Genomic DNA, 26,352 nt, shown 5'->3' with positions numbered 1-26,352 from the left:
TGCTTTATATTATGCTAGCTTTTTGTTCTTCTTCTAATCTTTTTAGTGCTTGTCTGTATTCTTCAGGGAATACTTTTACAAACATTGGTAGGCTGTTTTCCCAGTTTTCTAATAGACGTTGTGCTAAAGGACTCATAGTGTAGTTGTAATGACTCTCTATAAGGTCTTTTAACTCTGCAATGTCATTAGCTTCTTCTACAGGTAGTAAATTAAGAGACTCTTTGTTGCAGTTTTTTTCAAATGTTTTATTCGGGTCTAAAACATAGGCAATACCACCACTCATACCTGCTCCAAAATTACGGCCTACTTCACCTAAAATTACAGCAACACCGCCAGTCATATATTCACAACCGTGATCTCCAATTCCTTCTACCACGGTTTTTGCTCCAGAGTTACGTACACAAAAACGCTCACCTGCCTTACCATTAATATATGCTCTACCAGCTGTAGCACCGTATAAGGTAACATTACCAGTTATAACATTTTCTTCTGGTATAATAGTGGCGCCTTCTGGAACTTTTATTACTAGTTTACCTCCAGAAAGACCTTTTCCTAAATAGTCATTTGTATTACCATTAACAGTCATAGTTAAACCTCTGGTTGCAAAGGCTCCAAAACTTTGTCCGGCAGAGCCAGTAAAGTTTAAACGTAGCGTGTTTATAGGTAAGCCTTTTGCACCATAGGTCTTAGAAATTTCATTACTTATTATAGCGCCAACTGCTCTGTCTGTATTTTTAATAGGGAAATCTAAGGTTAGTTTCTCTTTTCTAAATAAAGATGGATGCGCTTTTTCTATGATTTTAAACTCAATAGATTTGTAAATGTCGTGCTCTTGTTTTTGAGTATTGTATAGTTTGGTTTCTTTAGGAACACTTACTTGGTGTAATATTGGAGTAAGATCTATTCCTTCTGCTTTATAATGTTCTATAGCTTTCTTTCTATCTAATTTTTGAACTTGACCAACCATTTCGTTAACCGTTCTAAACCCTAATTGCGCCATTATTTCTCTTAATTCTTGAGCAATAAAGTACATGTAGTTAACTACGTGTTCTGGTTTTCCTTTAAACTTTTTACGCAACTCAGGGTTTTGAGTAGCAATACCAACAGGGCAAGTGTTTAGGTGACAAACACGCATCATAATACAACCAGAAGCTACTAATGGTGCGGTTGCAAAACCAAATTCTTCTGCTCCAAGTAAACAAGCTATGGCAACATCACGACCTGTTTTTAATTGTCCGTCACATTCTACAACAACCCTGTTTCTAAGATCATTCATAACTAAGGTTTGCTGTGCTTCTGCAATACCAAGTTCCCAAGGTAAACCAGCGTGTTTTAATGAGGTAAGCGGAGATGCTCCTGTACCACCGTCGTGGCCAGAAACTAATATAACATCTGCTTTAGCCTTAGCAACACCTGCGGCTACAGTGCCTACACCAACTTCTGATACTAATTTTACATTTATTCTTGCCTCTCTATTGGCAGATTTTAAATCGTATATTAATTGAGATAAATCTTCAATTGAGTAAATATCATGATGTGGAGGAGGGGAAATAAGTCCTACATATGGAGTAGAATTTCTTGTTTTTGCAATAGACGGATTTACTTTTGGTCCAGGCAATTGTCCGCCTTCTCCAGGTTTGGCTCCTTGAGCCATTTTTATTTGTATTTCTTTTGCGCTTGATAAGTAGTTAGATGTAACACCAAACCTACCTGAAGCTACTTGCTTAATGGCACTGTTTTTCCAATCTCCAGTTTCATTTTTGTAAAAACGTTCTGCATCTTCACCACCTTCTCCTGAGTTGCTTTTACCACCTATACGGTTCATGGCAATAGCTAAATTTTCATGAGCTTCTTTGCTTATAGATCCGTAAGACATTGCACCCGTTTTAAATCGTTTTACAATATCTGTCCATGGCTCTACTTCTTCAATAGGAATTGGATCGTAGTTAGAGAATTCAAATAAACCTCTAATGGTCATTAAATGTTTAGACTGCTCGTTAATAAGCTTAGAGTATTCTTTGTAAGTTTCTGGCTCGTTGTTACGAACAGATTTTTGAAGTTTAGCAATAGTAAGGGGGTTAAATAAGTGTTTTTCTCCGTCTCTACGCCACCTATATGCGCCACCCATTTCTAGCTCTAAACTAGCAGCAACTTCTTTAGTGTTAAACGCTTTTTGGTGTCTTTTAGATATTTCTTTTTCAATTTGATACAAGCCAATACCTTGAATTCTTGTAGGGGTATTTGGAAAATATTTATCTACAACCTTGGTGTTTATACCAATACACTCAAATAATTGCGAACCTCTGTAGGAGTTTAATGTAGAGATGCCTATTTTGTTCATCACTTTTAAAACTCCCTTGCCAATACCTTTGTTGTAATTTTTAATTGCCTCATCAAAAGTAATGTCTGTAATGTCATTTTCTTCTATTTGCTCAGCAATAATTTCGTTTACCAAATATGGGTTTACTGCACTTGCTCCGTAACCAAACAATAATGCAAAATGATGCACTTCTCTAGGTTCTGCAGACTCAATAATAATACTTAGCTTAGATCTTTTTCCTAGTTTTTGAAGTCCGCTATTTACAAAAGATAAAGCCAGCAAAGCAGGTATAGGTGCGTTGTCTTTATCTACATTTCTGTCTGATAAAATAATTATGTTAGTTCCGTTATCTATTGCTTTAGAGGCTTGGTCTAGTATGCTAGCTAATGCTTCTTCTAAAGCATTGTGCCCACGTGCTATTTTGTATAAAATAGGAATAGATGTTACTTTGTAATCTGGACTAGCATCATAGTTTTTAATCTTATCTAAATCTTCTTTAGATATTACAGGATTTTGAATTTTAAGTTTGCGGCAATGCAATTCTGAAAAATCAAAAATATTATGATCACTACCAAGAGTTAAGCTAATATCTGTAATTAGCTCTTCCCTAATACCATCTAATGGAGGGTTTGTTACTTGGGCAAATAATTGCTTAAAGTAGTTGTATATAAGTTGTGGTTTTTCTGATAAAACAGCAATTGGTGTATCAGACCCCATGGATCCAATAGGTTCTTTTGCTGTTTTGCCCATTGGTAGTATAATGGTATTTATGTCTTCTAAAGTATAGCCAAAAAGAGATTTTCTTTTTTCTAAACTTTCTTCTCCTAAAAATAAAGGACAGTCGTTATAAGGAATGTCTTTTAAATGCACCAAATTATTATCTAACCACTTTTGGTAAGGCTTTAATTGAGCAATTTTTTCTTTTATTTCTTCATCATTAACTATACGGCCTTCTTCCATATTAACTAAAAACATTTTTCCAGGCTCTAAACGGCCGTGAAACTCAATGTTTTCTGGTTCTATATCTACTACACCAGTTTCTGATGACATAATTACGTAACCATCTTTGGTTACAGAATATCTAGAAGGTCTTAATCCATTACGGTCTAAAACGGCACCAATGTAGTTGCCGTCTGTAAATGGTACAGATGCAGGTCCGTCCCAAGGTTCCATCATGCAAGAGTTGTACTCGTAAAATGCTCTTTTAGCAGGAGACATGTCTGGGTTTTTTTCCCATGCTTCTGGCACCATAATCATCATTACTTCTGGTAGAGATCTGCCTGTCATTAATAACAGTTCTACAACCATATCCATAGTTGCGGAGTCAGATTTGCCAGGTAATATTATAGGTAGTATATTTTTTATTTCATCTCCAAATAAATCACTTTTTAATAACTCTTCTCTAGAGCGCATTCTAGAAACATTACCACGCAAGGTATTTATTTCTCCGTTGTGGCACATGTACCTAAATGGTTGTGCAAGATCCCAAGTAGGGAAAGTGTTGGTAGAAAAACGTTGGTGTACTAATGCTAGTCTAGTAACAACTCTTGGATCCATTAAATCTTTAAAGTAAAATTTAATGTCTTGTGGCATTAATAGTCCTTTAAAAATAATAATTTTGGTAGATAAGCTTGGTACATAGAAAAAGCCACTTTCAGACAATTTAGAACTTAAAATTGTATGCTCTGTAACTTTACGAGCAATGTATAGTTTAAGATTAAAAGTAGCATAATCTTGTGAGCTGTCTTCTTTTGCTATAAATATTTGCTTAACAAAAGGCTCTGTTTCCATAGCAATACGGCCAGGAACATTTTTGTTTACAGGTGCATCTCTCCAGCCAAGTAATTTTAACCCTTGTTTTTTTATGTTTTCTTCAAAGACAGAAATACAAAAATCTCTTTGATTTTGTTTTTGCGGTAAAAAAATGTTTGCAACTGCATACTCACCAGGTTCTGGTAAGTTAAAATCACATACTTCTGTAAAATAATCATGTGGTATATCTATTAGTATACCAGCCCCATCTCCTGTTTTGCCATCAGAACTAACCGCTCCACGGTGTTCTAGTTTATCTAGTATTTCTAAGGCTTTATGTATTATGTCGTTAGACTTTTTTCCTTTTAAGCTACAGATAAAACCTGCTCCACAGTTGTCATGTTCAAAATCCGGTAGGTATAACCCTTGTTTTTTCAGCTTCATAAATTATCACATTTCTTCAAATATATTATAATTGTTAAATTATCTTTAAAGAATTATTGATAACCGAGAAATTAATTCAGCATTTTCAGTGTATTGATAAATTAAATGAAATTTTTAATTTTAAAGGGTGTGTAAATTATCAAATTCATAATGTTAATTTATGGATTTTGCATAAAAAAATGCTGCACAATAATTATTGTACAGCATTTGTATTAAAACAAAATATTATTTTAAGTTAATCTCTTAAAATACTTCTAGAAATTACAATTTTTTGTATTTCAGAAGTACCTTCGTAAATCTGTGTAATTTTAGCATCTCTCATTAAACGCTCTACGTGGTAATCTTTAACAAAACCGTTGCCACCGTGTATTTGTACAGCTTCTACAGCAACATCCATAGCAACTTTAGATGCATATAATTTGGCCATAGCACCGGATAAATCATAGTTCTCATGATTGTCTTTATCCATTGCAGCTTTGTAAACTAACATTCTTGCGGCCTCAATAGAAGTGTGCATATCTGCTAATTTAAAAGCAATAGCTTGGTGGTTAGCAATCTCGGTACCAAATGCTTTTCTTTGTTTAGAGTATTTTAATGCTAATTCATAAGCGCCTGCAGCAATACCTAATGCTTGTGCAGCAATACCAATTCTTCCGCCAGAAAGCGTTTTCATGGCAAATTTAAAACCAAAACCATCTTCTCCAATTCTATTTTCTTTAGGTACTTTTACATCGTTAAAAATTAAAGAATGTGTATCACTACCTCTAATACCTAGTTTATTTTCTTTTGGCCCAATTTCAAAACCTTCTGCACCTTTTTCAACAATAAGAGCATTAATTCCTTTGTGTCCTTTTTCTATATCTGTTTGTGCAATTACTAAATAAATATCCGCAGAGCTACCGTTAGTAATCCAGTTTTTAGTACCGTTTAAAACGTAGTGGTCTCCTTTATCTATAGCTGTTGTTTTTTGAGAAGTAGCATCACTACCAGCTTCAGGTTCAGATAAGCAAAAAGCACCAATACTTTCTCCTGTTGTTAAACGTGTTAAATATTTTTGCTTTTGTTCTTCTGTACCAAATGTTTCTAATCCCCAACAAACTAAAGAGTTGTTTACAGAAACAATTACAGAGCAAGAAGCATCTACTTTAGACAATTCTTCCATTACTAGTACATAAGAAAGTGTATCTAGGCCGCTTCCTCCATATTTGGAGTCAACCATCATTCCTAAAAAGCCTAGTTCGCCCATTTTTTTTACCTCTTCCTTAGGAAACCTTTGGGCGTCATCTCTTTCAATTACTTCTGGTAATAATTCATTTTGAGCAAAATCTCTTGCTGCTTGTTGAATCATTAATTGTTCTTCTGTTAACTTAAAGTCCATCTTATTGCGATAATGTTAATTTATGTGTACAAATATAGGTCTATATTGTGATATATTCAACAACATAGCATTCTCTTTCTCTATGTTTTAGTACTGTTCAACGTAAAATTAATGAAAAATTAATCATTCTATGGTTGTTAAAAGTTTAAAAATGCCGCAATATTTTTATATTTGTTGAATTGAACTTTTAGTAATTGATTTAATATTAAAATTATGAGACAGCAGTAACTCCCGTTTGGGAGGGATATTTTTAACAACAATAGCAATGCAATAAGAATGTTACATAATTTACAATCAATTTAAAATGAAAGATTTACTACAAAAATACGAGGATAAACAACCTGAAATTGTTTTTAATTGGAAAGATTCTGAGACTGAAGCCGAAGGGTGGACAGTTATAAATTCTTTGCGTGGTGGTGCTGCTGGTGGTGGTACAAGAATGCGTAAAGGATTAGATATGAACGAGGTTCTTTCTTTAGCTAAAACAATGGAAGTTAAATTTACGGTTTCTGGGCCAGCAATTGGTGGTGCTAAATCAGGAATTAATTTTGATCCAAGTGACCCAAGAAAAAAAGGAGTTTTAAAACGTTGGTACAATGCCGTTGCACCATTATTAAAAAGTTATTACGGTACTGGTGGCGATTTAAATGTTGATGAAATACACGAGGTTATTCCTATTACCGAAGATGCTGGAGTGTGGCACCCACAAGAAGGGGTTTTTAACGGACATTTTAAACCTACAGAAGCAGATAAAATTAACCGTATTGGACAATTGCGTTTAGGGGTTATAAAAGTAATAGAAAGTAATACCTATTCTCCTTCTGTAGAACGTAAGTATACAGTGGCAGATATGATTACAGGTTTTGGTGTAGCAGAAGCAGCCAAACACTATTATGATATTTACGGCGGTACTGTAGAAGGTAAAAGGGCAATAGTACAAGGTTTTGGTAATGTTGGTGCAGCAGCAGCATATTACCTAAGTCAAATGGGAGCTAAAATAGTAGGTATTATAGACCGTGATGGCGGAATAATTAATAAAGAAGGCTTTTCTTTTGAAGAAGTAAAAGAGCTTTACCTTAATAAAAACGGAAATACTCTTGTAGCGGATAATATGATTCCGTTTGAAGAAATTAATAAACAAATTTGGGGTTTAGAAGCGGAAATATTTGCACCTTGTGCCGCATCTAGACTAATAACCAAAGAACAAATAACACAGTTAATAGATACAGGCCTAGAAGTTATTACATGCGGGGCTAATGTACCATTTGCAGATAAAGAAATTTTCTTTGGTCCTATAATGGAATATACAGATGAACGCGTAAGTTTAATTCCAGATTTTATATCTAACTGTGGTATGGCAAGAGTATTTGCTTACTTTATGGAAAGAAGAGTAGAAATGAATGATGAGTTGGTTTTTAAAGATACTTCTGAAACCATTAAAAAGGCAATGCAAAATGTATATAAAAATAACGCTTCAAAAAAGCAGTTAAGTAAAACAGCTTTTGAGATAGCATTAAAACAATTAATATAAACTAAACTAAGAAGAAGAAGAATGGAGACCATTATAATAATTATTTTTTTTGTTGGTTATTTAGCAATAACCTTAGAGCACAATCTTAAAATAGATAAGTTAATACCTGCACTTGCAATGATGGCATTGTTATGGGCAGTAATAGCTTTAGCTCATATGCCAGTTTTTGAAGTAGATGCTGCTTTGCGAGAATTAGCGCCAAGCCACGTAGATGAAATTCTACTACATCACTTAGGGAAAACGGCAGAAATATTGGTCTTTTTACTAGGAGCAATGACTATAGTAGAAATTATAGATTACTTTAATGGTTTTGCTACTATTAAAGGATTTATAAAAACTAGAAGTAAACGTAAATTATTATGGTTGTTCTCCATTCTTGCTTTTATCTTATCAGCAATTATAGATAACCTAACAGCTACTATTGTATTAATAACAATTTTACAAAAAGTAATTAGAAACAGAGAAACTCGTTTGTGGTTTGCTGGGATGATTATTGTTGCTGCAAATGCAGGTGGAGCTTGGTCTCCTATTGGAGATGTAACAACAACAATGCTTTGGATTGCAGATAAAGTTTCTGCAGCACAATTAGTAGAGCACGTATTTGTACCATCTGTAGTATGTATGGTTGTACCAACACTTATAGCAAGTAGATTTAAGGCTTTTCAGGGTAATATAGAAGAGGTTGAAGAAACAGCTAGTGAAAAGAAATCTAAATTTGGATCTACAATGTTGTATTTAGGTTTAGGAGCTATTGTTTTTGTTCCTTTCTTTAAAACTATTACACACTTACCACCATACGTAGGTATGATGTTGTCTTTAGCGGTAGTTGCAACTTTTGCAGAAATATACAGTAATTCTAAATTTAGTATTTCTAATGTAGACGGAGAAAGTGAAGCAGCTTCTCACCATAGTCCAGTTCATCATTCTTTATCTAAGATAGAGTTACCAAGTATCTTATTTTTCTTAGGTATTTTATTAGCTGTTGCAGCATTAGAATCTTTAGGTATGTTATTCCACTTTGCAGAAAACTTAAATGCTGCAATTCCAAATTCAGATTTTGTAGTAATGTTATTAGGTGCAGGTTCTGCAGTTATAGATAACGTTCCTTTAGTAGCAGCAAGTATTGGTATGTTCCCACAAGGTATGGATGATCCATTATGGCACTTTATTGCATATTCTGCAGGTACAGGTGGTAGTATGTTAATTATTGGTTCTGCCGCTGGTGTAGTTGCAATGGGTATGGAAAAAATAGATTTCTTTTGGTATTTAAAGAAAATCACTTGGTTAGCTCTAGTAGGGTTTTTAGCAGGTGCAGGATCTTTTATTTTAATTAGAGATTTTATATTAAACGTATAATTTTATTTACAAAATAGCGTTATAAGAGCAACTTAAATACTGGAAAATATATGTTATTGTTTCAAGATGCTGCTAATGAGGTAGTAATGGGAGAAAGTGTATCCGAAGAAAAAACACTATCAGTAATAGATTTAATTGTAAATGGTGGTGCAGGAAGCATTATTATTATAGCAATTTTAGGAATTCTTTTATTTGTTGCTCTATATATTTATTTTGAAAGAATCTTTGCAATAAAGGCTGCTTCTAAAATTGATAAAAATTTTATGAATCAGATTAAAGATCACGTAACAAATGGCAAGCTAGAGGCTGCTCGTATGTTATGTGCGCAAACAGATTCTCCGGTAGCTAGACTAACAGAAAAAGGTGTTTCTAGAATAGGAAAGCCTTTAGATGATATTAATACAGCTATAGAAAATGCGGGCACCTTAGAAGTTTACAAATTAGAAAAAAATGTAAGCGTTTTGGCAACTGTTGCTGGTGCAGCTCCAATGATTGGTTTCTTAGGAACCGTAATTGGTATGATTTTGGCATTTCATGAAATGGCATCTGCAGGCGGACAAGCAGAAATGGGTTCTTTAGCTTCAGGTATTTATACAGCAATGACAACCACAGTGGCTGGTTTAGTTGTAGGTATTATTGCATATATTGGGTACAACCACCTTGTAAACAGAACAGGTAAAGTTGTGCACGCTATGGAGGCTAATGCAGTAGACTTTTTAGATTTATTAAACGAACCACTTTAAAATTCCTTTAGATGAAATTAAAAGGAAGAAATAAAGTAAGTCCAGACTTTAGTATGTCGTCTATGACGGACATCGTGTTTTTATTGTTGGTGTTTTTTATGCTAACTTCAAATGCACCAAATGCACTAGATCTGTTGCTCCCTAAGGCAAAAGGGAAGTCAACCAACACACAAAATGTATCTGTAAGTATTAATAAAAACTTAGAGTATTTTGTGAATAATGAAAAAATAAACGGGAAGTATATAGAAATTGAATTAAAGAAAGCACTAGAAGGTCAAGAAAAACCAACAATTATTTTAAGGGCAGAAGAAACAGTGCCTGTAAAAGAAGCAGTAAACGTTATGGATATTGCTAATAAAAATAATTATAAGGTAATCTTAGCTGTGCGAGCCAAATAATGTCGTTCTTAGATACCAAACACAAGAAAAAATCTTTTACGCTTACAACGTTGTTGCTAAGCGTACTCTTGTTGTTGCTTTTTTATGTTGGATTAACTTATATGGATCCTCCAGAAGAAAAGGGTATTGCCGTAAATTTTGGTCAGATGGACTTTGGAAAGGGGAATGTACAGCCAAAGGAGAAAATAAAATCTGAGCCAATTAAAACAACTAAAGAAGTTGTTGAAGAACAACAAGAAGAAGTTAAGCCAGTTGCAGAGCCTCAAGTACAACAGGAGTCTGCACAAGAAAAGGCTGCAGAAAAATTGGTTACTCAAGATAATGAAGAATCAATTTTAATAAAACAAAAGCAAGAAGCTAAACGCAAGGCAGATGCTGCAGCAAAAAAAGCAAAAGCAGATGCAGAGCGTAAAGAGCAAGAACGTATTGCTGCAGAAAAGGCAGAGGCAGAACGCAAACGTAAAGCAGAACAGGCTAAAAGAGATAAGGTAGATAACCTTTTTGGCGGCCTAGCAAAATCTGACGGTACTGCAAAAGGTGGTGAAGGAGATGATAATAAGGCAGGTGATAAAGGTAATCCGCAAGGAAACCCTTATGCAACTAGCTATTATGGTGCTCCAGGGTCAGGAAATGGTGGTTCTGGTTATGGTCTTTCTGGAAGAAAATTACTTGCTAAAGGTAAGGTAAAACAAGACTGTAATGAAGAAGGTAGGGTAGTTGTTAAAATAGTAGTAGACCGTAATGGTAAGGTGCTATCTGCAACACCAGGTGTAAAAGGTACTACAAACAATCATCCTTGTTTACTAAAGCCTGCAGAGGCAACTGCACGTTTACATAAGTGGAACTTAGATGCTAATGCACCAAGCAGACAAATAGGATTTGTTGTTGTAAACTTTAAATTAGGAGAGTAATTATCTAAAATTACTTTAATTTTACTCCTTATTTACTCAATTTAATAAACTTTAATGACATATAGCCAAACGTTAGATTGGATGTTTGCTCAACTTCCAATATACCAAAACAAAGGAAAATCTGCGTTTAATGGTAAGTTAGATAATATAAAGCTATTTTCTAAAGCTTTAGGATCTCCAGAACAACAGTTTAAAAGTATACACGTAGCTGGTACTAATGGTAAAGGCTCTAGTAGTCATATGTTAGCGTCTATTTTGCAAGAGGCTGGCTACAAAGTTGGTTTGTATACTTCTCCGCATTTAAAAGATTTTAGAGAGCGCATAAGAATTAATGGCAGTAAAATTCCAGAGAATACTGTTATTAGTTTTGTAAAAGATAATATGTCTTTTTTTAAAGATCATAAATTGTCTTTTTTTGAAATGACAGTAGCTATGGCATTTAAATATTTTGCCAATGAAGAGGTAGATATAGCAATAATAGAAGTTGGTTTGGGTGGGAGATTAGATTCTACTAACATCATAACACCAGAAATATCTTTAATTACAAATATTGGATTAGATCATACAGATTTGTTGGGTGATACTCTAGAGAAAATAGCAGCAGAAAAAGCGGGTATTATTAAGGAAGGTGTTTCTGTTGTTGTTAGTGAGTACCAAACAGAGACTGCTCCAATATTTAATACAATGGCTGCTTTAAAAAATGCGCCTATAATTTTTGCAGATTCTACTTCTGTAAAAACTTATAAAACATCTTTACTTGGTAATTATCAACAAAAAAATATAAAAGGAGTAGTTGCGGTTTTGCAACAATTAAAAGAATTTGTAATTAATGATAAAGCAATAGAAAAAGGCTTATTACGTGTTGTAGAAAATACCGGATTAATGGGTAGGTGGCAACAATTACAAGACCATCCTAAAGTAATTTGTGACACGGCACATAATAAAGAAGGTCTAAGTTTAACTATAGAACAACTAAATCAGCAAACTTATAAGTCGCTTTTTATTGTGTTAGGAGTTGTTAAGGATAAGAATTTAGATGCTATTTTGCCTCTTTTTCCTAAAAATGCAAAATATTTTTTCTGCTGTCCAAAAATAGAAAGAGGGTTAAATGCAGCTGAGTTAAAAGCTAAGGCAAGTAGCTTTTTATTACAGGGAGATGCTTATTCATCTGTAAAAGAAGCACTTAAAAAAGCAAAATCTTTAGCCAAAAAAGAAGATTTAATTTACGTTGGCGGCAGTACTTTTGTTGTTGCAGAAATAGTTTAATTTTTTTTCATTTTTTATTTGCGGGAAACGAAAAACAGTTATATATTTGCACTCGCAATACGGAAAACAAATTTCTAAATTGTGAATGAGGGCTCTTAGCTCAGTTGGTTCAGAGCACCTGCCTTACAAGCAGGGGGTCACTGGTTCGAATCCAGTAGGGCCCACAGTAACAAAAGCTTCCGATTTTTATCGGAAGCTTTTTTATTTTGTATCGTTTTGTAAGTAAACTTCTTGTTATACAATCTTATACTGAAACTACAATATATCTTAATAAATTTAGGTATAATTAAGCTTGTTAGTAGTTGTGTTTATTATTATTCTGTAATTTAAATAATAAATTATCATTTCTGCAATATTAGTGTTAAACGTCAGAAATTACAGCAATTCACGTGTTCTTAATTTTCCTTTTTTCTACCTTTACGTTATATTAACTTAAAACTAAATATTTTGAAACAAAGAGTAATATTATTAGTCGGTATTTTAATTAGTACTATGTCTTATGCTCAATTTGAAATTTCGGCAGGTACTGGATATGCAATTGGAAGCGCTGAGATGAAATTAGGAACAGAAACAACAACAACAAGTGTAGAGAATACTTATGGTAGTTATGGAGAGGGTGTAAACTTTCAACTAAGAGGAACTTATTTTTTTAATGAAAAAGTTGGTTTAGATGTTGGTGTTGGTTACTTAAATGGTGTAGACCATACAATAAATAAAACAACTGTACCTGGAGTAGATGTAGATGCAATTGCAAGAGGTAGAGCTTATGGTGCTACTGTTGCTGTAGCTTACAAATTTACAGATAACTTTTATGGTCGTGCAGGTGCATTATTAAAAATTGCAGGTAAAACAGAAGCTGTAGTTTTTAGTAGTACATTAATGTCTGAGGCAGAGAGAGAACCATATAATCTTCCAGAAGGTTCTTATTCAGAAACTAACTATACAGAAGATTTTCACGGTAAGTTTCCATTAGGCTTTGTTGGTGCTTTAGGATATAAATTCCCTATAGATAACAACTTTAGTATTTATGTAGAAGCCGAGTATTACGGTATTAGCTTAAAACGTAAAGATTCAGAATTACAAGAATTCAATACAAATCTTTTTACTCCAGACGGTAATATGGTTGCAGAAAGTGTTTATACTCTAGACAACTTACCTGCAGGTTACAATAAGAAAACTAACTATGTAGATGAGTTACCAAACGATAATACTGACCCATCTAAAAAATTATCTCAAAAAGTGCCTTATTCTTCTTTTGGAATTAATGTAGGTGTAACATACAAGTTTAAAAAGGCTGCTAAACAATAAGTAGTACTTTTTGCACATTACTAAAAGCTCCTAAAATGTATTTCGCATTTTAGGAGCTTTTTTTGTGTTTAATAAATATAAACTTACGTTTTATGTAAATGTATTACGTAGTGTCTTAATTTATTGTTAATTCTTTATTAGTATGTTAAATATACTTTGCTTCTAGCATAGTTAATTATACCTTAGTTGGCTTATTGTTTTCAGAACATTATTTAGGTTCTACTAAGTAATAGGCCTCAATTTGTTTTACTAGCAATAAAAATTATGGTCTTTTACTAGATGTTTTTTAACCTATACTGTACCAAACATGGTGTTAGTCTAAAAACTATCAAATTATACAAAAAGACTTTTAATCTTTGATTTAATTAACCCCAAAATAAATTGTGAGAACATGTTGAAAAGTAAGATTGATAAGGCCACAGGTTTTGAAAAAAGATTTGAAAACATAAATACCGTTGTTTTTAAAAACTCAACAACAGCATCTAAGGCAGTAGCCCAAGAAATAGCCCAGCTTATTAAGGAAAAGCAAAAAGATAACAAACCTTGTGTTTTAGGTTTAGCTACAGGGTCTACACCAAAGGGATTGTATGCAGAATTGGTTAGGCTACATAAAGAAGAAGGCTTAAGTTTTAAAAATGTAGTTACATTTAATTTAGATGAGTACTACCCAATGGAGCCCGACTCTATACACAGCTACGTTAGGTTTATGAAAGAGTTACTTTTAGACCAAGTAGATATTTTACCAGAAAACTATCATATTCCAGATGGTACATTAGCAAAAGCTAACATATCTAAATATTGTAATGATTATGAATCTAAAATTGAAGCAGCTGGCGGTTTAGATTTGCAAATTTTGGGTATTGGAGGTAACGGACACATTGGATTTAATGAATCTGGTTCATTACAAAACTCTAAAACAAGACTGGTAGCCTTAGATCATATAACCAGAGTAGCTGCTAGTAAAGATTTTGGAGGTTTAAGTAATACACCAAGAACAGCAATTACATTAGGAGTTAAAAAAATAATGGAAGCCAAAAGAGTAATTCTTATGGCTTGGGGAGAGGGTAAATCTAACATAATAGCACAATCTGTAGAAGGAGAGGTTACCAATAAAGTACCAGCATCATTTTTACAAGAACATAATAATGCAGTATTTGTATTAGATAAAGAATCAGCATCAAAATTAAAAAGAATTAATACTCCTTGGCTAGTAGAAAAAGTAGCGTGGACAGACAAGCTTATACGTAAAGCAGTATTGGGCTTAGCATTGCGCTTAAACAAGCCTGTTTTAATGCTTACCGATGCCGATTATATAGAAAACGGGATGAGTGATTTATTGGCAGATTCTGGTCCGGCTTACGACATTAATATAAAAATATTTAATAAGCTACAAAGTACAATTACAGGTTGGCCAGGAGGAAAGCCTAATGCAGATGATAGTAACAGGCCAGAGCGTGCTACCCCAGAAAAAAAACGAGTATTAATTTTTAGTCCGCACCCAGATGATGATATTATTAGTATGGGAGGTACTTTTAAACGATTGGTAGAACAAGGCCATGATGTGCATGTTGCTTACCAAACCTCTGGTAATATTGCTGTTGCAGATGATGAGGCTTTGCGTTTTGCTAGTTTTGTTTGTGATTATAATGAGAAGTTTGGTATTGATGACGATACAGCAAAGAGTATTTTTGCAAAAGCAGCCAAGTTTTTAGCCAATAAAAAAGCTAGTGAAGTAGATATTGAAGAAGTACGTTATATAAAAGGGTTGATAAGAAAAGGAGAAGCAAGGTCTACAAGTCATTTTGTAGGTTTAAATGATGATCAAATTCATTTTATGAATCTTCCATTTTATGAAACAGGAGCAATAGAGAAAAATCCTGTAGGAGAAGAAGATATAGAGTTAACGGTAGATTTAATAGCACAAATAAAACCACATCAAATTTACGCAGCAGGAGATTTGGCAGATCCTCACGGCACACACAAGGTGTGTTTAGATGCTATTTTTGAAGCAGTTAAAAGGTTAAAAGCAGAACCTTTTATGAGCACTTGTTGGGTTTGGTTGTACAGAGGAGCTTGGCAAGAGTGGGGGATAGATGAAATTGAAATGGCAGTACCAATGGGTCCAGACCAGGTATTAGAAAAGAGACGTGGTATTTTTAAGCACCAATCTCAAAAAGATGGAGTAGTTTTTCAGGGTTCAGATAGCCGTGAGTTTTGGCAAAGAGCAGAAGACCGTAATAAAGAAACGGCAGATATTTATGACCAACTAGGTATGGCACGTTATGCTGCTATGGAAGCATTTGTAAGGTGGCGTTTTTAAAATATAAAAACTATAAAAAAAAGCGAAAGATATTTCTTTCGCTTTTTTTATAGCTAATGGTTAGCTAGGTAAAACCAATAACGGAATTTTTGTGTGGTAATCTGCATTTTCTAGCACAGGCTCTTGTATTAATTCCTCCAAATAACTACGGTTATTATATACTAATGCCAATGTATCTATTGTGTGGTCTTTTATAAAACTACTTATAATTTCAGATTTGTTTGCGTAAAACGGTAGTAAATGCAGTTTTAAAGGGATACTAGCCAAGCAGTTTTGTATTATTTTTAAGTTAGATTTTTGAAAATCATCTAATACAGTATTAGTTTTTAAATGAAGAATATGTACTGTACAGTTGCACATTTTTGTTATAAATAATAAAGCTTGTAATGCTTCAAGGCTTAAACTTCTTTTAAGGTCAGTGGCTAAAACTAATTGTTTTGGTATGCCAAAGTTATAATGGTTTGGAATAGCTAAAACTGGGCAATCTTTAATTGCATTTATAATATGCATTGTATTTGCGCCAATAAAAACACGTTTAAAATTTGTAATTCCTTTAGTACCAGATATCACAAAGTTTATATGCTCGTTTTTAATGATATCTATAACCTCATGGGTTAGCAAATCAAAAGAGGATATAGTTTTGTAATTGTGTAATGGGTTACTGTGTTTTTGCTTTATGTATTCTATTGTTTTTTTTAAACCGTTTTTAGAAGCTGTTTCTGTATTCTTTTCTAAAACTAAAGTTTTAGAGTTTTCTGCCATAAACCTGCTATGTGGTATAGCCGGCACATAGGTGTTTAATAAGTAAAAAGTACAATTTTCTTTTTTAAAAAGCTCTAGAGCATAAGAAATTGCATTGTTTGCATTTTCAGAAAAATCTGTTGGTAAAAGTATATTTTTCATCAGACTGTATTAAATATCCAATGTAAAAATAAAAGTAGTAGCAACCGTAAACTATGATATTTGTCAGTTTTAAAACAGAAGCTTTTATAAACCTATAAGCCGCTTACTACATTTTGTAATTTAACTAAGTCTTTTATACGAACTTGTTTTCCTGAAGTCTCAATCATACCTTTCTTTTTAAACTCAGATATAATTCTAATGGTAGATTCTGTTGCTGTACCTACAACATTACTCATATCCTCTCTGCTTAAACTTAATTTTAAAAAACCATTTTCATCTTCACCAAACTCATTTTTTAAATAGATAAAGGCTTCAGCAATACGTTGTTTTACTGTTTTTTGAGACATATTTACAATAACATCATCTGCCTCTCTTAAATCATTGGCCATATGGCGCAATACCTCAACAGCAAAATTAGGATTGGTGTTTAAAGTATGTAAAATACTTTCTTTAGGAATAAAACAAAGATCTACATCTTTAATAGCTACAGCGCTTAAGTTAGCAGATTCTTCTGCAATTACAGAACGTTGCCCTAAAATCTCTCCTTTAGTTGCAAGTTTTATTATTTGGTCTTTTCCATTGGAGCTAAGTTTAGATAGTTTAGACACGCCATCTCTAACACAAAATACACCGTCTAGACGCTCTCCTTCTTCAAAAATTGCATCACCTTTTTTATAAGTTTTAGAAACTTTGGTGTCAGATACTTTTTTTAACTCGTCTTTGCTCATAGCTCGTAACGAATTAAACTGACGAATAATACAATTTTCACACCTACTCATAACATTGTTTTTGCTTACAATACAAATTTACGGTTAATGTTAAAATCAAAACCTGACATTTGTCATATTTTAAAATAGCACTTTAACAGACCTTTGTTTTGGTCTAAAATGTTAAAGATGATAAAAGAAAAATGTTTTCATTGTGGAGATGATTGTGACACAATACCTATTGTATTTAAAGGTAAGCATTTTTGTTGCAATGGATGTAAAACAGTCTTCGAAATTTTTGAGTCTAACGACTTAACTTATTACTATGACTTACAATCTGCTGCTGGTGCAACACCAAATGAAGTAGCGGATAAGTATAACTTTTTAGATGATCCTGTAATTTTAAATAAGCTTATAGAGTTTAATGAAAAAAAACATCAAATAGTAAATCTTTACATACCTCATATACATTGTAGTTCTTGTATTTGGGTTTTAGAAAACTTAAATAAATTGCAACAATCCATAAGTTCTTCTCAGGTAGATTTTCCAAAAAAAATGGTGCGTATTGCCTATAACCCAGAAGATTTAAGTTTAAAGCAGTTGGTTATTTTATTGGCTAAAATTGGGTATGAGCCATACATTTCTTTAGATGATTATGACAAAGGTAAAAAAAACGTAGACCGTAGTCTTATTTATAAATTAGGGGTTGCAGGTTTTGCTTTTGGTAACGTTATGTTTTTGTCTTTTCCGGAGTATTTTGAGGTGCAAGAGTTTTGGTTAGATCAATACAAAAATGTGTTTAGGTGGTTAATGTTTGCTTTTTCATTGCCTGTAGTTTTTTATTCTGCACAAGACTATTTAATATCTGCTTACAAAAGTATTTCTTCTAAAATTTTAAATATAGATGTGCCTATTGCATTAGGTGTTTTGGTGCTTTTTGTACGTAGTACATTAGAGATTATTTTTGATTGGGGAACTGGTTTTTTTGATAGTTTAACAGGGTTGATATTTTTTCTGCTGCTAGGTAAATTTTTTCAACAAAAAACATATTCCTTTTTATCTTTTGAGCGCGATTATAAGTCGTACTTTCCAATAGCAGTAACCAGAATTGTAACCGGAGGAAAAGAAGAAACTGTGCAGGTTTATGATATTAAGCAAGGAGACCGACTTTTAATTAGAAATGAAGAATTAATACCAGTAGATGGTATTGTGTTAAAAGGTAATGCACGTATAGATTATAGTTTTGTTACAGGAGAGTCTGAGGCTGTTGTAAAAGAAAGCGGAGATAAAATTTTGGCAGGTGGTAAGCAGTTGCAAGGAGCAATAGAAATGGAAGCTTTAAAAACGGTATCACAAAGTTACTTAACACAATTATGGGGCAATTCAGTTTTTTCTATAGATAAAACAAGTAAGTTCCAAACCATTACAGATAAAATTAGTCAGCGTTTTACAATTGCAGTTTTAAGTATTGCTTTTATGGCTACATTTATTTGGATGTTTATTGATAGTAGTAAGGCTATAAATGTTTTTACTGCGGTTTTAATAATTGCTTGCCCTTGTGCAATAGCATTAGCAGCACCATTTACATTGGGTAATATGTTACGCATTTTTGGGCGTAAAAAATTCTATTTAAAAAACACACAAACTATAGAGCAGTTAGCACAGTTAACTACAGCTATTTTTGATAAAACAGGAACCTTAACAACAGCTCAAAAAAGCACAGCTAGTTATGAGGGTATGGCGTTAAGCGCAGAAGAAGAATCGTTATTAAAAAATACATTAAGAGCCTCTAACCACCCTTTAAGTAGAACCCTTTATAATTTATTAGCAGCGCAAGATATTTTAACCTTAGATGATTATGAAGAACATTTAGGAAAAGGAATAATAGGAGTTTTAGAAGATAATAATATAAAAGTAGGGTCTGCAAATTTTGTTGGAAATAACAGTGTAACCGCACAAGAGAATACAGCTGTATACATTAGTAGTAATGATGCATACAAAGGCAAGTTTGTTTTTAGTAACCAATATAGAGAAGGTGTGTCTAAATTGTTTGAAGAAATGAAACAAACTTTAGATTTGGGTGTTTTATCTGGTGATAATGAAGGAGAAAAAGAACGTTTGCAAGCTTTGTTACCCAAATTAACTCCACTTTACTTTAACCAAAAACCAGAAGATAAATTAGACTTTGTAAAGAGTTTACAAGAGCAAGGAAAAAAAGTGCTTATGGTTGGTGATGGTTTAAATGATGCTGGTGCTTTGGCACAAAGTAATGTAGGTATTGCTATATCAGAAAATGTAAATGTATTTTCACCTGCCTGTGATGGTATTTTAGATGCATCAAAATTTAAGCAATTGTACCAGTATATAAACGCATCTAAAAGTGCAATGAAAATTATAAAATTAAGTTTTGGTTTTTCTTTATTGTATAATTTAATTGGATTGTATTTTGCTACTACAGGACAATTAATGCCTGTTATTGCAGCTATATTAATGCCTTTAAGCTCTATAAGTATTGTTTTGTTTACTACTATTGCAACCAATTTAGTGGGTAAAAAAATAGAATAAAAAAAGAGCAGTTTTACAAATTGTAAAACTGCTCTTTTTATGTGTAAAACATTAAAGTTTAATTGCCATTATAACTAAAAAAATGTGGTTTAAAAGTAATCATAGCCCAAGCCCAATTGTTGGTCATAGAGGCGTCTCCTCCTTTAATAATTTCCATAGAATCAGAAGCAAACATTTGTGAGTATCCGGCATTAAAAACTATACTTTTAGATGCTTTGTACCCAAGAGTAAGGTCTATTTCTGTACCTAAATAGCTATCTTGCTCTATACCATTACCATTTACTATAGTAGCAGCAGAACTAAAAAAGTGAGGTGCTAAGTTGGCAGAAAACTTATTTTTACTGTAATTAATTTTAGCGTTAATATCTACTAAGCCAACAGAGTTACTGTGATTACCAACATAAAAATAATCCATAATACCATTATACCTGTGGTTGGTTCCAAACCAAGGAGTAAAAGAATTTAAATCGCTAGTAGTTTCGTTCATATCTGTCCCAGACATATACTCGGCTCCAAGCCCTACTAAAAACTCAGAGTTTAAGCTGTAGTTTATGATTGCACTGGCATTTAAAGCAGATAAATCTGAATTTTCAATTTTACCAGTTTGCAAATAAATTGATGCATTTGCACTCCATCTATTATCATTTAAGGCACTTGTTAAACCAATGGTTTGGTTGTACGCTATTTTTTGTTCGTTATTGTCATCAAAAGCAAAACCAGTATTTAAAAATAAAAAGCTTAAACCTATTTTGTTAAACTTAGTGTTGTACCATAAATACTGAAAGTTTTTGTAGTTATTTAGGGTGTAATCTTCTTCAAAAATAGATTGTGATGTTTCGTTTAGTGCAAAACCAATATCTATTCTGTTAGTTGCATTTGGTTTAAATTTTATTCTAAGAGCATCGTGGCTTCTACCTTGTTGGTTCCAGTCTGCACGTCCAAAAATACGCTCTGTATCATAAGCAATATGTTGTCTTCCCAGTTTAAAACTCCATTTTCCTAAAAAAGCTTCTGCCCAAGCTTGTTGTAATGTTATGCCATTTGCATCTGTTGTAGATAATGTAGCAGCATCTCCCCAAACCCTTACATTTTGTGCAGCAACAAAGGCGTTAAATTCAGTTCCTTTGTAGTCAAAATTTAATCTAGTTCTTTGTGATACAAAAGAAGCAGGGTCAACGGCATCAGAATTTAAGGTGCTGTAACCGTTTCTAAACTCAAAACGTGGTTTTATTTCTGCATCTAAATTAAACTGTTGTGCATTTACTTGCTGTATTAAAAGTATTAAACCAGTAAAAAATGCATTCTTCAATAACTTCATATTAGTTCTCTTTTTGTAATGTTTTTTCAAATATACTAGCTTTTATTACATAGGCTAATTACAATCACAATCTTAACAGCTTATACCTCATAAATGTTTTTTAAAATTTCTTTAAAGTATGATATATATCATATTATAAGAAGTGCATAGCCGGTAATTTTGTCTTATAAATTCAGGTAGGTATGAGTGTAATTTATGTGTTGCTGTCTATAAGTATTATAGTGGCGTTGTTTTTCTTTTTAGCATTTATAATATCGGTAAAGAGTGGTCAGTATGATGATTCTTATACACCTTCTATACGTATGCTTTTTGAAGACGAATTGGTACAAAAGAGCTCTAAGACTCAAGAAAGTAAAAAAATCGAACAAACTAAGATGAATTAAATTATGGAAGTACAACAGTTTTATTACGACAATAAAATCGTAAAGAAATTTCTCTATGCTACAATATTTTGGGGTATTGTAGGAATGTCAGTGGGTCTGTTATTAGCCTTTATGTTTCTTTTTCCAAATTTAACCGATGGTATTTCATGGTTAAGTTTTGGTAGGTTAAGACCATTACATACAAACGCAGTAATTTTTGCCTTTGTAGGTAATGCTATTTTTGCGGGAGTATATTACTCTACGCAGCGTTTGTTAAAGGCACGTATGTTTAGTGATGGGTTAAGTAATTTTAACTTTTGGGGTTGGCAAGCTATAATTGTAGCCGCAGCTATTACATTGCCATTGGGTTACAGCACATCTAAAGAGTATGCAGAACTAGAGTGGCCAATAGATATAGCTATTGCAGTAGTTTGGGTAGCTTTTGGTTGGAACCTTATAGGAACAATGTTGCGTAGAAGACAAAGACATTTGTATGTAGCAATTTGGTTTTACTTAGCTACGTTTGTTACTGTAGCTGTACTGCATATATTTAATAGTTTAGAGTTGCCAGTAAGTGCACTAAAAAGTTACTCTGTTTATGCAGGTGTACAAGATGCATTGGTGCAGTGGTGGTATGGACATAATGCGGTAGCATTTTTCTTAACAACACCATTTTTAGGGTTAATGTATTATTTTGTACCTAAGGCAGCAAACAGACCTGTGTATTCTTACAGGTTATCTATAGTACACTTTTGGTCTTTAATATTTATTTATATCTGGGCAGGTCCTCACCACTTGTTGTATTCTGCTTTACCAGATTGGGCACAAAATTTAGGTGTAGCATTCTCTATTATGTTACTTGCTCCGTCTTGGGGAGGTATGATAAACGGACTTTTAACCTTGCGTGGTGCTTGGGATAAAGTACGTACAGATCCTACGCTTAAATTTATGGTAGTAGCCATTACAGGTTATGGTATGGCAACTTTTGAAGGTCCTATGTTATCATTAAAAAATGTAAATGCAATTGCGCATTTTAGTGACTGGATTATTGCTCACGTACACGTTGGAGCCTTAGCCTGGAACGGGTTTTTAACTTTTGGTATGATCTACTGGTTGGTGCCAAAAATGTTTAAAACAAGGTTACACTCTACTGGTTTAGCAAATGCCCACTTCTGGATTGGTACCTTGGGTATTATTCTTTACGCATTGCCAATGTATGTAGCAGGGTTTACACAAGCCTTAATGTGGGAAGATTTTAATCCAGATGGAACTTTAGTTTATGGTAACTTTTTAGAAACCGTAAAAGAAATTATACCAATGTATTGGATGCGTGCAATTGGTGGTAGTATGTACATATTAGGTGCCTTTATAATGTTATTTAACGTATTTAAAACAGTACGTTCTGGCCAAAAAGTAGAAGATGAATTGGCAGAAGCTGCACCCCTTACAAGAGTATCTAAAAAAAGAACAAAAGGAGAAACATACCACTCTTGGTTAGAGCGTAAGCCTGTGCAATTAACCATATTGGCAACAGTAGCTATTTTAATTGGTGGTATAGTGCAAATTATACCTACAATACTAGTAAAATCTAACATACCAACAATAACAAGTGTAAAACCGTATACACCTTTAGAGTTAGAGGGTAGAGATTTATATATAAGAGAAGGTTGTGTTGGTTGCCACTCGCAAATGGTACGTCCGTTTAGAGGAGAGGTAGAGCGTTACGGTGAGTATGCTAAAGCTGGAGAGTTTGTTTATGATCATCCATTTTTATGGGGAAGTAAGCGTACTGGTCCAGATTTATTAAGAGTTGGTGGTAAATATTCAGACAATTGGCACTTAAACCATATGTACGATCCGCAAAGTACCTCATCTGGTTCTATAATGCCAGCCTACCAATGGCTTATACGTAATGAACATGATAGGAGCAATGTAAAAAGCAAAATGGAGGCTATGGTTTCTTTAGGTGTGCCTTATACAAAAGAAGATATTGCTAACGCAGAAAAATCTATGGAGGAGCAAGCTACTAAAATAGAAAAGAACCTATATACAGATCCAGATTTTGCAAAGAGCTACGAGGCAGATAAAAAGTTTGCTAAAGATAACGGAAAGCCTTTTGTAGAAATGAAAGACAGGGAAATTGTATCTCTAATAGCTTATTTACAGCGTTTAGGTACAGATATTAAAATAAAGAATACAGAAGAAACAACTGCTAAAAAATAATATTATGCTAAAGTTTATAAAAGGACATATGGAGAGTATGGAGGGTATAGCGACCTATCCTATGATATCACTACTTATATTTTTTGTGTTCTTCACCATACTTTTTTGGTGGGTGTTTACAGCAACAAAAGAACATATTAAGGAGGTAAGTAACATACCTCTAGAAGATGATGATAAAACCAACCTAACAAAATAATAGTACTATGAAAAATATGACACCTTGGTGGATAAGGATACCTCTAGTTTTCTTTATCGTTTTTGGATTAATGGAATACTTTATAGACTCTGGTGACCAACCAGCGTTTATAGCCTATCCAATTGTTTTAGGTTTTTTAGTATTGGTATTACTAATATTAATAGCGTCTGAAGTAATTGTTAGGTCTATTGAAAATGTAATGTTCCAAACATTGCCAGAAGAAGCAAAACAGAAATATTTAGAAGAAGATACTAAGAAGGTTGAGTGGAAATGGGGTAAAAGAGTTTATGCTAAACTATTAGGATCTAAACCTATGGAAGAAGAGCATGAAATAATTTTAGATCATAATTATGATGGTATACAAGAGTTAGATAACAATTTACCGCCATGGTGGGTGTATCTTTTTTATGCAGGTATCATATTTGGAGCAGTGTACTTAGCTAGATTTCATGTTTTTAATGATTATGACCAAGCATTGGAGTATGAGCAAGATGTTGCTGCTGCAAAAATAGAAATAGAAGAGTATAAAAAAACCGCTAAAGGTTTAGTAGATGTAAACACAGTTGAAGTTTTAACAGATGCTGCAGATATAAAAGCTGGTGAAAAAATATACCAAACAAGTTGTGTTGCTTGTCATATTGCAGATGGTGGTGGTGGTATAGGACCTAACCTAACAGATGAATATTGGCTTTTAGGTGGTGGTATTAAAAACGTTTTTAACACCATATCTGAAGGTGGTAGAGATGGTAAAGGTATGGTTGCTTGGAAACAAATATTAAAGCCGTTGGAGCGTGCACAAGTAGCTAGTTATGTATTAACACTACAAGGTACAACACCAGCAAATCCTAAAGAACCGCAAGGAGAAATTTGGAAACCAGAATCAACAGAAGAATAACAAAGGAGTATTACTAGTAAAAACAACAAAATGGCTGCAGATGAAAAGTTTAGGGATTCTATTGGTACAATAGATACTGACGGTAAAAGAGCTTGGGTTTTTCCAAAAAAACCTAGTGGTAAATTTTACAATTATCGCAAAATAGTTAGTTACACATTACTGTTGTTTTTGCTAGTATCTCCTTTTATAAAAATAAAGAGCAACCAATTTATATTGTTTAATGTAATAGATCGTCGTTTTAACATATTTGGTTTTCCTTTTTGGCCACAAGATTTTCATTTGGTTGTAATATCAATGATTATAGGTGTGGTTTTTATCGCCTTATTTACTGTTGCTTTTGGGCGTATTTTTTGTGGTTGGATGTGTCCGCAAACCATTTTTTTAGAAATGGTTTTTCGTAGAATAGAATATTGGATTGAAGGTGACCGTGGAGCACAAATGCGTTTAGATAAGCAAAAGTGGGATGCTGTTAAAATTAGAAAAAGAGTAACCAAATGGATTATCTTTTTTGTCATCTCGTTTATAATTGCTAACGTTTTTTTAGCATATTTAATTGGTAGTGATACGCTAATTAAATACATCACAGACGGACCATTGTTGCATACCAGTACAATGATATCATTATTAATTTTTACAGCAGTTTTCTATTTTGTTTTTGCTTGGTTTAGAGAGCAAGTATGTATTATAGCTTGTCCTTATGGGCGTATGCAAGGTGTACTTTTAGATAACAAATCTATTGTAGTAGCGTATGACCATAAAAGAGGAGAAGGGGAAAATGGAAGAAAAAAGTTTAGAAAAAATGAAGATCGTACAGCACTTGGTCATGGAGATTGTATAGACTGTGCCCAATGTGTAAACGTTTGTCCTACTGGCATAGATATAAGAAATGGTACACAACTAGAGTGTGTAAACTGTACAGCTTGTATAGATGAGTGTAATACCATAATGGAAAAAGTAAACTTGCCAAAAGGTTTAATTAGGTATGCTAGTGAAGATAATATAGAGAAAAAGACCAAGTTTAAATTTACACCAAGACTAAAAGGTTACTCGGCAGTTTTAATAATTTTAATAGGATTGCTTATTGGTATGCTGTTTTTAAGAAACGATTTAGAAGCAAATATTTTAAGACTTCCAGGTCAGTTATATGAACATAAAGAAGGAAACATAATTAGTAATGTATATACTTTTAAACTGGTAAATAAAACTACAGAGGATGTTACAGATGTTAGTTTTAAACTGTTATCCCATAAAGGAACAATTAAACTGGTTACACATAAAAACTTTAACGTGCCAGCACAAGAGCTGGCAGAAGGCACATTATTTATAGAAATTAATAATGCAGCTTTAAATGGTGACAAAGACAAGCTTAAAATAGGAGTGTATAGTAATAATAAATTAGTAGAAACAACTACAGCACGTTTTTTAGCACCAAGAAGCTACAAATAAAAAAAATAAG

19 protein-coding genes and 1 tRNA gene are annotated in these 26,352 nt (G+C 33.2%); 15 read left to right on the top strand and 5 right to left on the bottom strand.

Annotated elements, in window-relative coordinates; translation table 11 throughout:
• Positions 1-4: 4 nt before the first annotated feature.
• Positions 5-4,516, bottom strand: a complete 4,512-nt coding sequence (gene gltB, locus KLA_RS00990; RefSeq protein WP_013621602.1) for a glutamate synthase large subunit — start codon at positions 4,514-4,516, stop codon at positions 5-7.
• 235 nt (positions 4,517-4,751) lie between these two features.
• Positions 4,752-5,894 (bottom strand): acyl-CoA dehydrogenase, encoded by a 1,143-nt coding sequence (locus KLA_RS00985; RefSeq protein WP_013621603.1) that lies wholly within the window; start codon positions 5,892-5,894, stop codon positions 4,752-4,754.
• A 304-nt stretch (positions 5,895-6,198) separates the two neighbouring features.
• On the opposite strand from KLA_RS00985, the gene KLA_RS00980 reads away from it, so the two are divergent.
• The 9 genes from KLA_RS00980 to nagB all read left to right on the top strand — a co-directional run bounded on the left by KLA_RS00980 (position 6,199) and on the right by nagB (position 15,727).
• A complete protein-coding gene (locus KLA_RS00980) occupies positions 6,199-7,425 on the top strand; it encodes a Glu/Leu/Phe/Val dehydrogenase dimerization domain-containing protein (RefSeq protein WP_034642972.1) in 1,227 nt (408 codons plus the stop codon).
• A 21-nt stretch (positions 7,426-7,446) separates the two neighbouring features.
• Positions 7,447-8,781, top strand: a complete 1,335-nt coding sequence (nhaD, locus tag KLA_RS00975) for a sodium:proton antiporter NhaD (protein ID WP_013621605.1) — start codon at positions 7,447-7,449, stop codon at positions 8,779-8,781.
• Positions 8,782-8,831: 50 nt separating this feature from the next.
• Entirely contained in the window at positions 8,832-9,524 is a 693-nt protein-coding gene (locus KLA_RS00970) for a MotA/TolQ/ExbB proton channel family protein (RefSeq protein ID WP_013621606.1), read from the top strand.
• Positions 9,525-9,535: 11 nt separating this feature from the next.
• Entirely contained in the window at positions 9,536-9,922 is a 387-nt protein-coding gene (locus KLA_RS00965) for an ExbD/TolR family protein (RefSeq protein ID WP_034642970.1), read from the top strand.
• Entirely contained in the window at positions 9,922-10,833 is a 912-nt protein-coding gene (locus KLA_RS00960; RefSeq protein ID WP_034642967.1) for an energy transducer TonB, read from the top strand. The genes KLA_RS00965 and KLA_RS00960 overlap by 1 nt, the downstream gene beginning before the upstream one ends.
• Before the next feature lie 54 nt (positions 10,834-10,887).
• Positions 10,888-12,099, top strand: coding sequence for a bifunctional folylpolyglutamate synthase/dihydrofolate synthase (locus KLA_RS00955; RefSeq protein ID WP_034642964.1), 1,212 nt, complete (start codon positions 10,888-10,890; stop codon positions 12,097-12,099).
• 89 nt (positions 12,100-12,188) lie between these two features.
• Positions 12,189-12,263, top strand: a tRNA-Val gene (locus KLA_RS00950).
• Between the two features lie 283 nt (positions 12,264-12,546).
• Positions 12,547-13,407, top strand: a complete 861-nt coding sequence (locus tag KLA_RS00945; RefSeq protein ID WP_034642961.1) for an outer membrane beta-barrel protein — start codon at positions 12,547-12,549, stop codon at positions 13,405-13,407.
• A 391-nt stretch (positions 13,408-13,798) separates the two neighbouring features.
• Positions 13,799-15,727, top strand: a complete 1,929-nt coding sequence (gene nagB, locus KLA_RS00940) for a glucosamine-6-phosphate deaminase (RefSeq protein ID WP_034642958.1) — start codon at positions 13,799-13,801, stop codon at positions 15,725-15,727.
• Positions 15,728-15,787: 60 nt separating this feature from the next.
• Here nagB and KLA_RS00935 read toward each other — a convergent pair whose 3' ends face one another.
• A complete protein-coding gene (locus tag KLA_RS00935) occupies positions 15,788-16,630 on the bottom strand; it encodes a universal stress protein (protein WP_034642955.1) in 843 nt (280 codons plus the stop codon).
• A gap of 92 nt (positions 16,631-16,722) precedes the next feature.
• A complete protein-coding gene (locus KLA_RS00930) occupies positions 16,723-17,409 on the bottom strand; it encodes a Crp/Fnr family transcriptional regulator (RefSeq protein WP_013621613.1) in 687 nt (228 codons plus the stop codon).
• Between the two features lie 117 nt (positions 17,410-17,526).
• On the opposite strand from KLA_RS00930, the gene KLA_RS00925 reads away from it, so the two are divergent.
• Complete coding sequence (locus tag KLA_RS00925; RefSeq protein ID WP_034642952.1) at positions 17,527-19,902, top strand: heavy metal translocating P-type ATPase; 2,376 nt, start codon at positions 17,527-17,529, stop codon at positions 19,900-19,902.
• Positions 19,903-19,960: 58 nt separating this feature from the next.
• On the opposite strand, the gene KLA_RS00920 is transcribed toward KLA_RS00925, so the two are convergent.
• Positions 19,961-21,220 (bottom strand): alginate export family protein, encoded by a 1,260-nt coding sequence (locus KLA_RS00920; protein ID WP_013621615.1) that lies wholly within the window; start codon positions 21,218-21,220, stop codon positions 19,961-19,963.
• 182 nt (positions 21,221-21,402) lie between these two features.
• On the opposite strand from KLA_RS00920, the gene ccoS reads away from it, so the two are divergent.
• Genes ccoS through ccoG form a run of 5 tightly spaced genes read left to right on the top strand, consistent with a single transcriptional unit; the run spans position 21,403 to position 26,342 of the window.
• On the top strand, positions 21,403-21,603 hold the full coding sequence (gene ccoS, locus KLA_RS00915) for a cbb3-type cytochrome oxidase assembly protein CcoS (RefSeq protein WP_034642949.1): 201 nt from the start codon (positions 21,403-21,405) through the stop codon (positions 21,601-21,603).
• 3 nt (positions 21,604-21,606) lie between these two features.
• The gene (gene ccoN / locus KLA_RS00910; RefSeq protein WP_034642947.1) at positions 21,607-23,805 is read left to right on the top strand and encodes a cytochrome-c oxidase, cbb3-type subunit I; all 2,199 of its coding nucleotides are present in this window, start codon (positions 21,607-21,609) and stop codon (positions 23,803-23,805) included.
• A 4-nt stretch (positions 23,806-23,809) separates the two neighbouring features.
• A complete protein-coding gene (locus tag KLA_RS00905) occupies positions 23,810-24,001 on the top strand; it encodes a CcoQ/FixQ family Cbb3-type cytochrome c oxidase assembly chaperone (RefSeq protein WP_013621618.1) in 192 nt (63 codons plus the stop codon).
• A gap of 7 nt (positions 24,002-24,008) precedes the next feature.
• The gene (locus KLA_RS00900) at positions 24,009-24,896 is read left to right on the top strand and encodes a cbb3-type cytochrome c oxidase N-terminal domain-containing protein (RefSeq protein WP_013621619.1); all 888 of its coding nucleotides are present in this window, start codon (positions 24,009-24,011) and stop codon (positions 24,894-24,896) included.
• Between the two features lie 30 nt (positions 24,897-24,926).
• On the top strand, positions 24,927-26,342 hold the full coding sequence (gene ccoG, locus KLA_RS00895; RefSeq protein ID WP_034642944.1) for a cytochrome c oxidase accessory protein CcoG: 1,416 nt from the start codon (positions 24,927-24,929) through the stop codon (positions 26,340-26,342).
• The last annotated feature ends 10 nt before the right edge of the window (positions 26,343-26,352 follow it).

This window comes from Cellulophaga geojensis KL-A (genome assembly GCF_000568425.1).
Classification (GTDB): domain Bacteria; phylum Bacteroidota; class Bacteroidia; order Flavobacteriales; family Flavobacteriaceae; genus Cellulophaga; species Cellulophaga lytica.
The sequence above is the reverse complement of the archived record's forward strand: the minus strand, read 5'-3'. Positions and strand labels throughout refer to the sequence as shown.

Excerpts from the sequence above, each read along its gene's own strand:
- gltB (WP_013621602.1), bottom strand. The coding sequence starts at position 4,516 with ATGAAGCTGAAAAAACAAGGGTTATACCTACCGGATTTTGAACATGAC.
- KLA_RS00985 (WP_013621603.1), bottom strand. The coding sequence starts at position 5,894 with ATGGACTTTAAGTTAACAGAAGAACAATTAATGATTCAACAAGCAGCA.
- KLA_RS00980 (WP_034642972.1), top strand. The coding sequence starts at position 6,199 with ATGAAAGATTTACTACAAAAATACGAGGATAAACAACCTGAAATTGTT.
- nhaD (WP_013621605.1), top strand. The coding sequence starts at position 7,447 with ATGGAGACCATTATAATAATTATTTTTTTTGTTGGTTATTTAGCAATA.
- KLA_RS00970 (WP_013621606.1), top strand. The coding sequence starts at position 8,832 with ATGTTATTGTTTCAAGATGCTGCTAATGAGGTAGTAATGGGAGAAAGT.
- KLA_RS00965 (WP_034642970.1), top strand. The coding sequence starts at position 9,536 with ATGAAATTAAAAGGAAGAAATAAAGTAAGTCCAGACTTTAGTATGTCG.
- KLA_RS00960 (WP_034642967.1), top strand. The coding sequence starts at position 9,922 with ATGTCGTTCTTAGATACCAAACACAAGAAAAAATCTTTTACGCTTACA.
- KLA_RS00955 (WP_034642964.1), top strand. The coding sequence starts at position 10,888 with ATGACATATAGCCAAACGTTAGATTGGATGTTTGCTCAACTTCCAATA.
- nagB (WP_034642958.1), top strand. The coding sequence starts at position 13,799 with ATGTTGAAAAGTAAGATTGATAAGGCCACAGGTTTTGAAAAAAGATTT.
- KLA_RS00935 (WP_034642955.1), bottom strand. The coding sequence starts at position 16,630 with ATGAAAAATATACTTTTACCAACAGATTTTTCTGAAAATGCAAACAAT.
- KLA_RS00930 (WP_013621613.1), bottom strand. The coding sequence starts at position 17,409 with ATGAGTAGGTGTGAAAATTGTATTATTCGTCAGTTTAATTCGTTACGA.
- KLA_RS00925 (WP_034642952.1), top strand. The coding sequence starts at position 17,527 with ATGATAAAAGAAAAATGTTTTCATTGTGGAGATGATTGTGACACAATA.
- KLA_RS00920 (WP_013621615.1), bottom strand. The coding sequence starts at position 21,220 with ATGAAGTTATTGAAGAATGCATTTTTTACTGGTTTAATACTTTTAATA.
- ccoS (WP_034642949.1), top strand. The coding sequence starts at position 21,403 with ATGAGTGTAATTTATGTGTTGCTGTCTATAAGTATTATAGTGGCGTTG.
- ccoN (WP_034642947.1), top strand. The coding sequence starts at position 21,607 with ATGGAAGTACAACAGTTTTATTACGACAATAAAATCGTAAAGAAATTT.
- KLA_RS00905 (WP_013621618.1), top strand. The coding sequence starts at position 23,810 with ATGCTAAAGTTTATAAAAGGACATATGGAGAGTATGGAGGGTATAGCG.
- KLA_RS00900 (WP_013621619.1), top strand. The coding sequence starts at position 24,009 with ATGAAAAATATGACACCTTGGTGGATAAGGATACCTCTAGTTTTCTTT.
- ccoG (WP_034642944.1), top strand. The coding sequence starts at position 24,927 with ATGGCTGCAGATGAAAAGTTTAGGGATTCTATTGGTACAATAGATACT.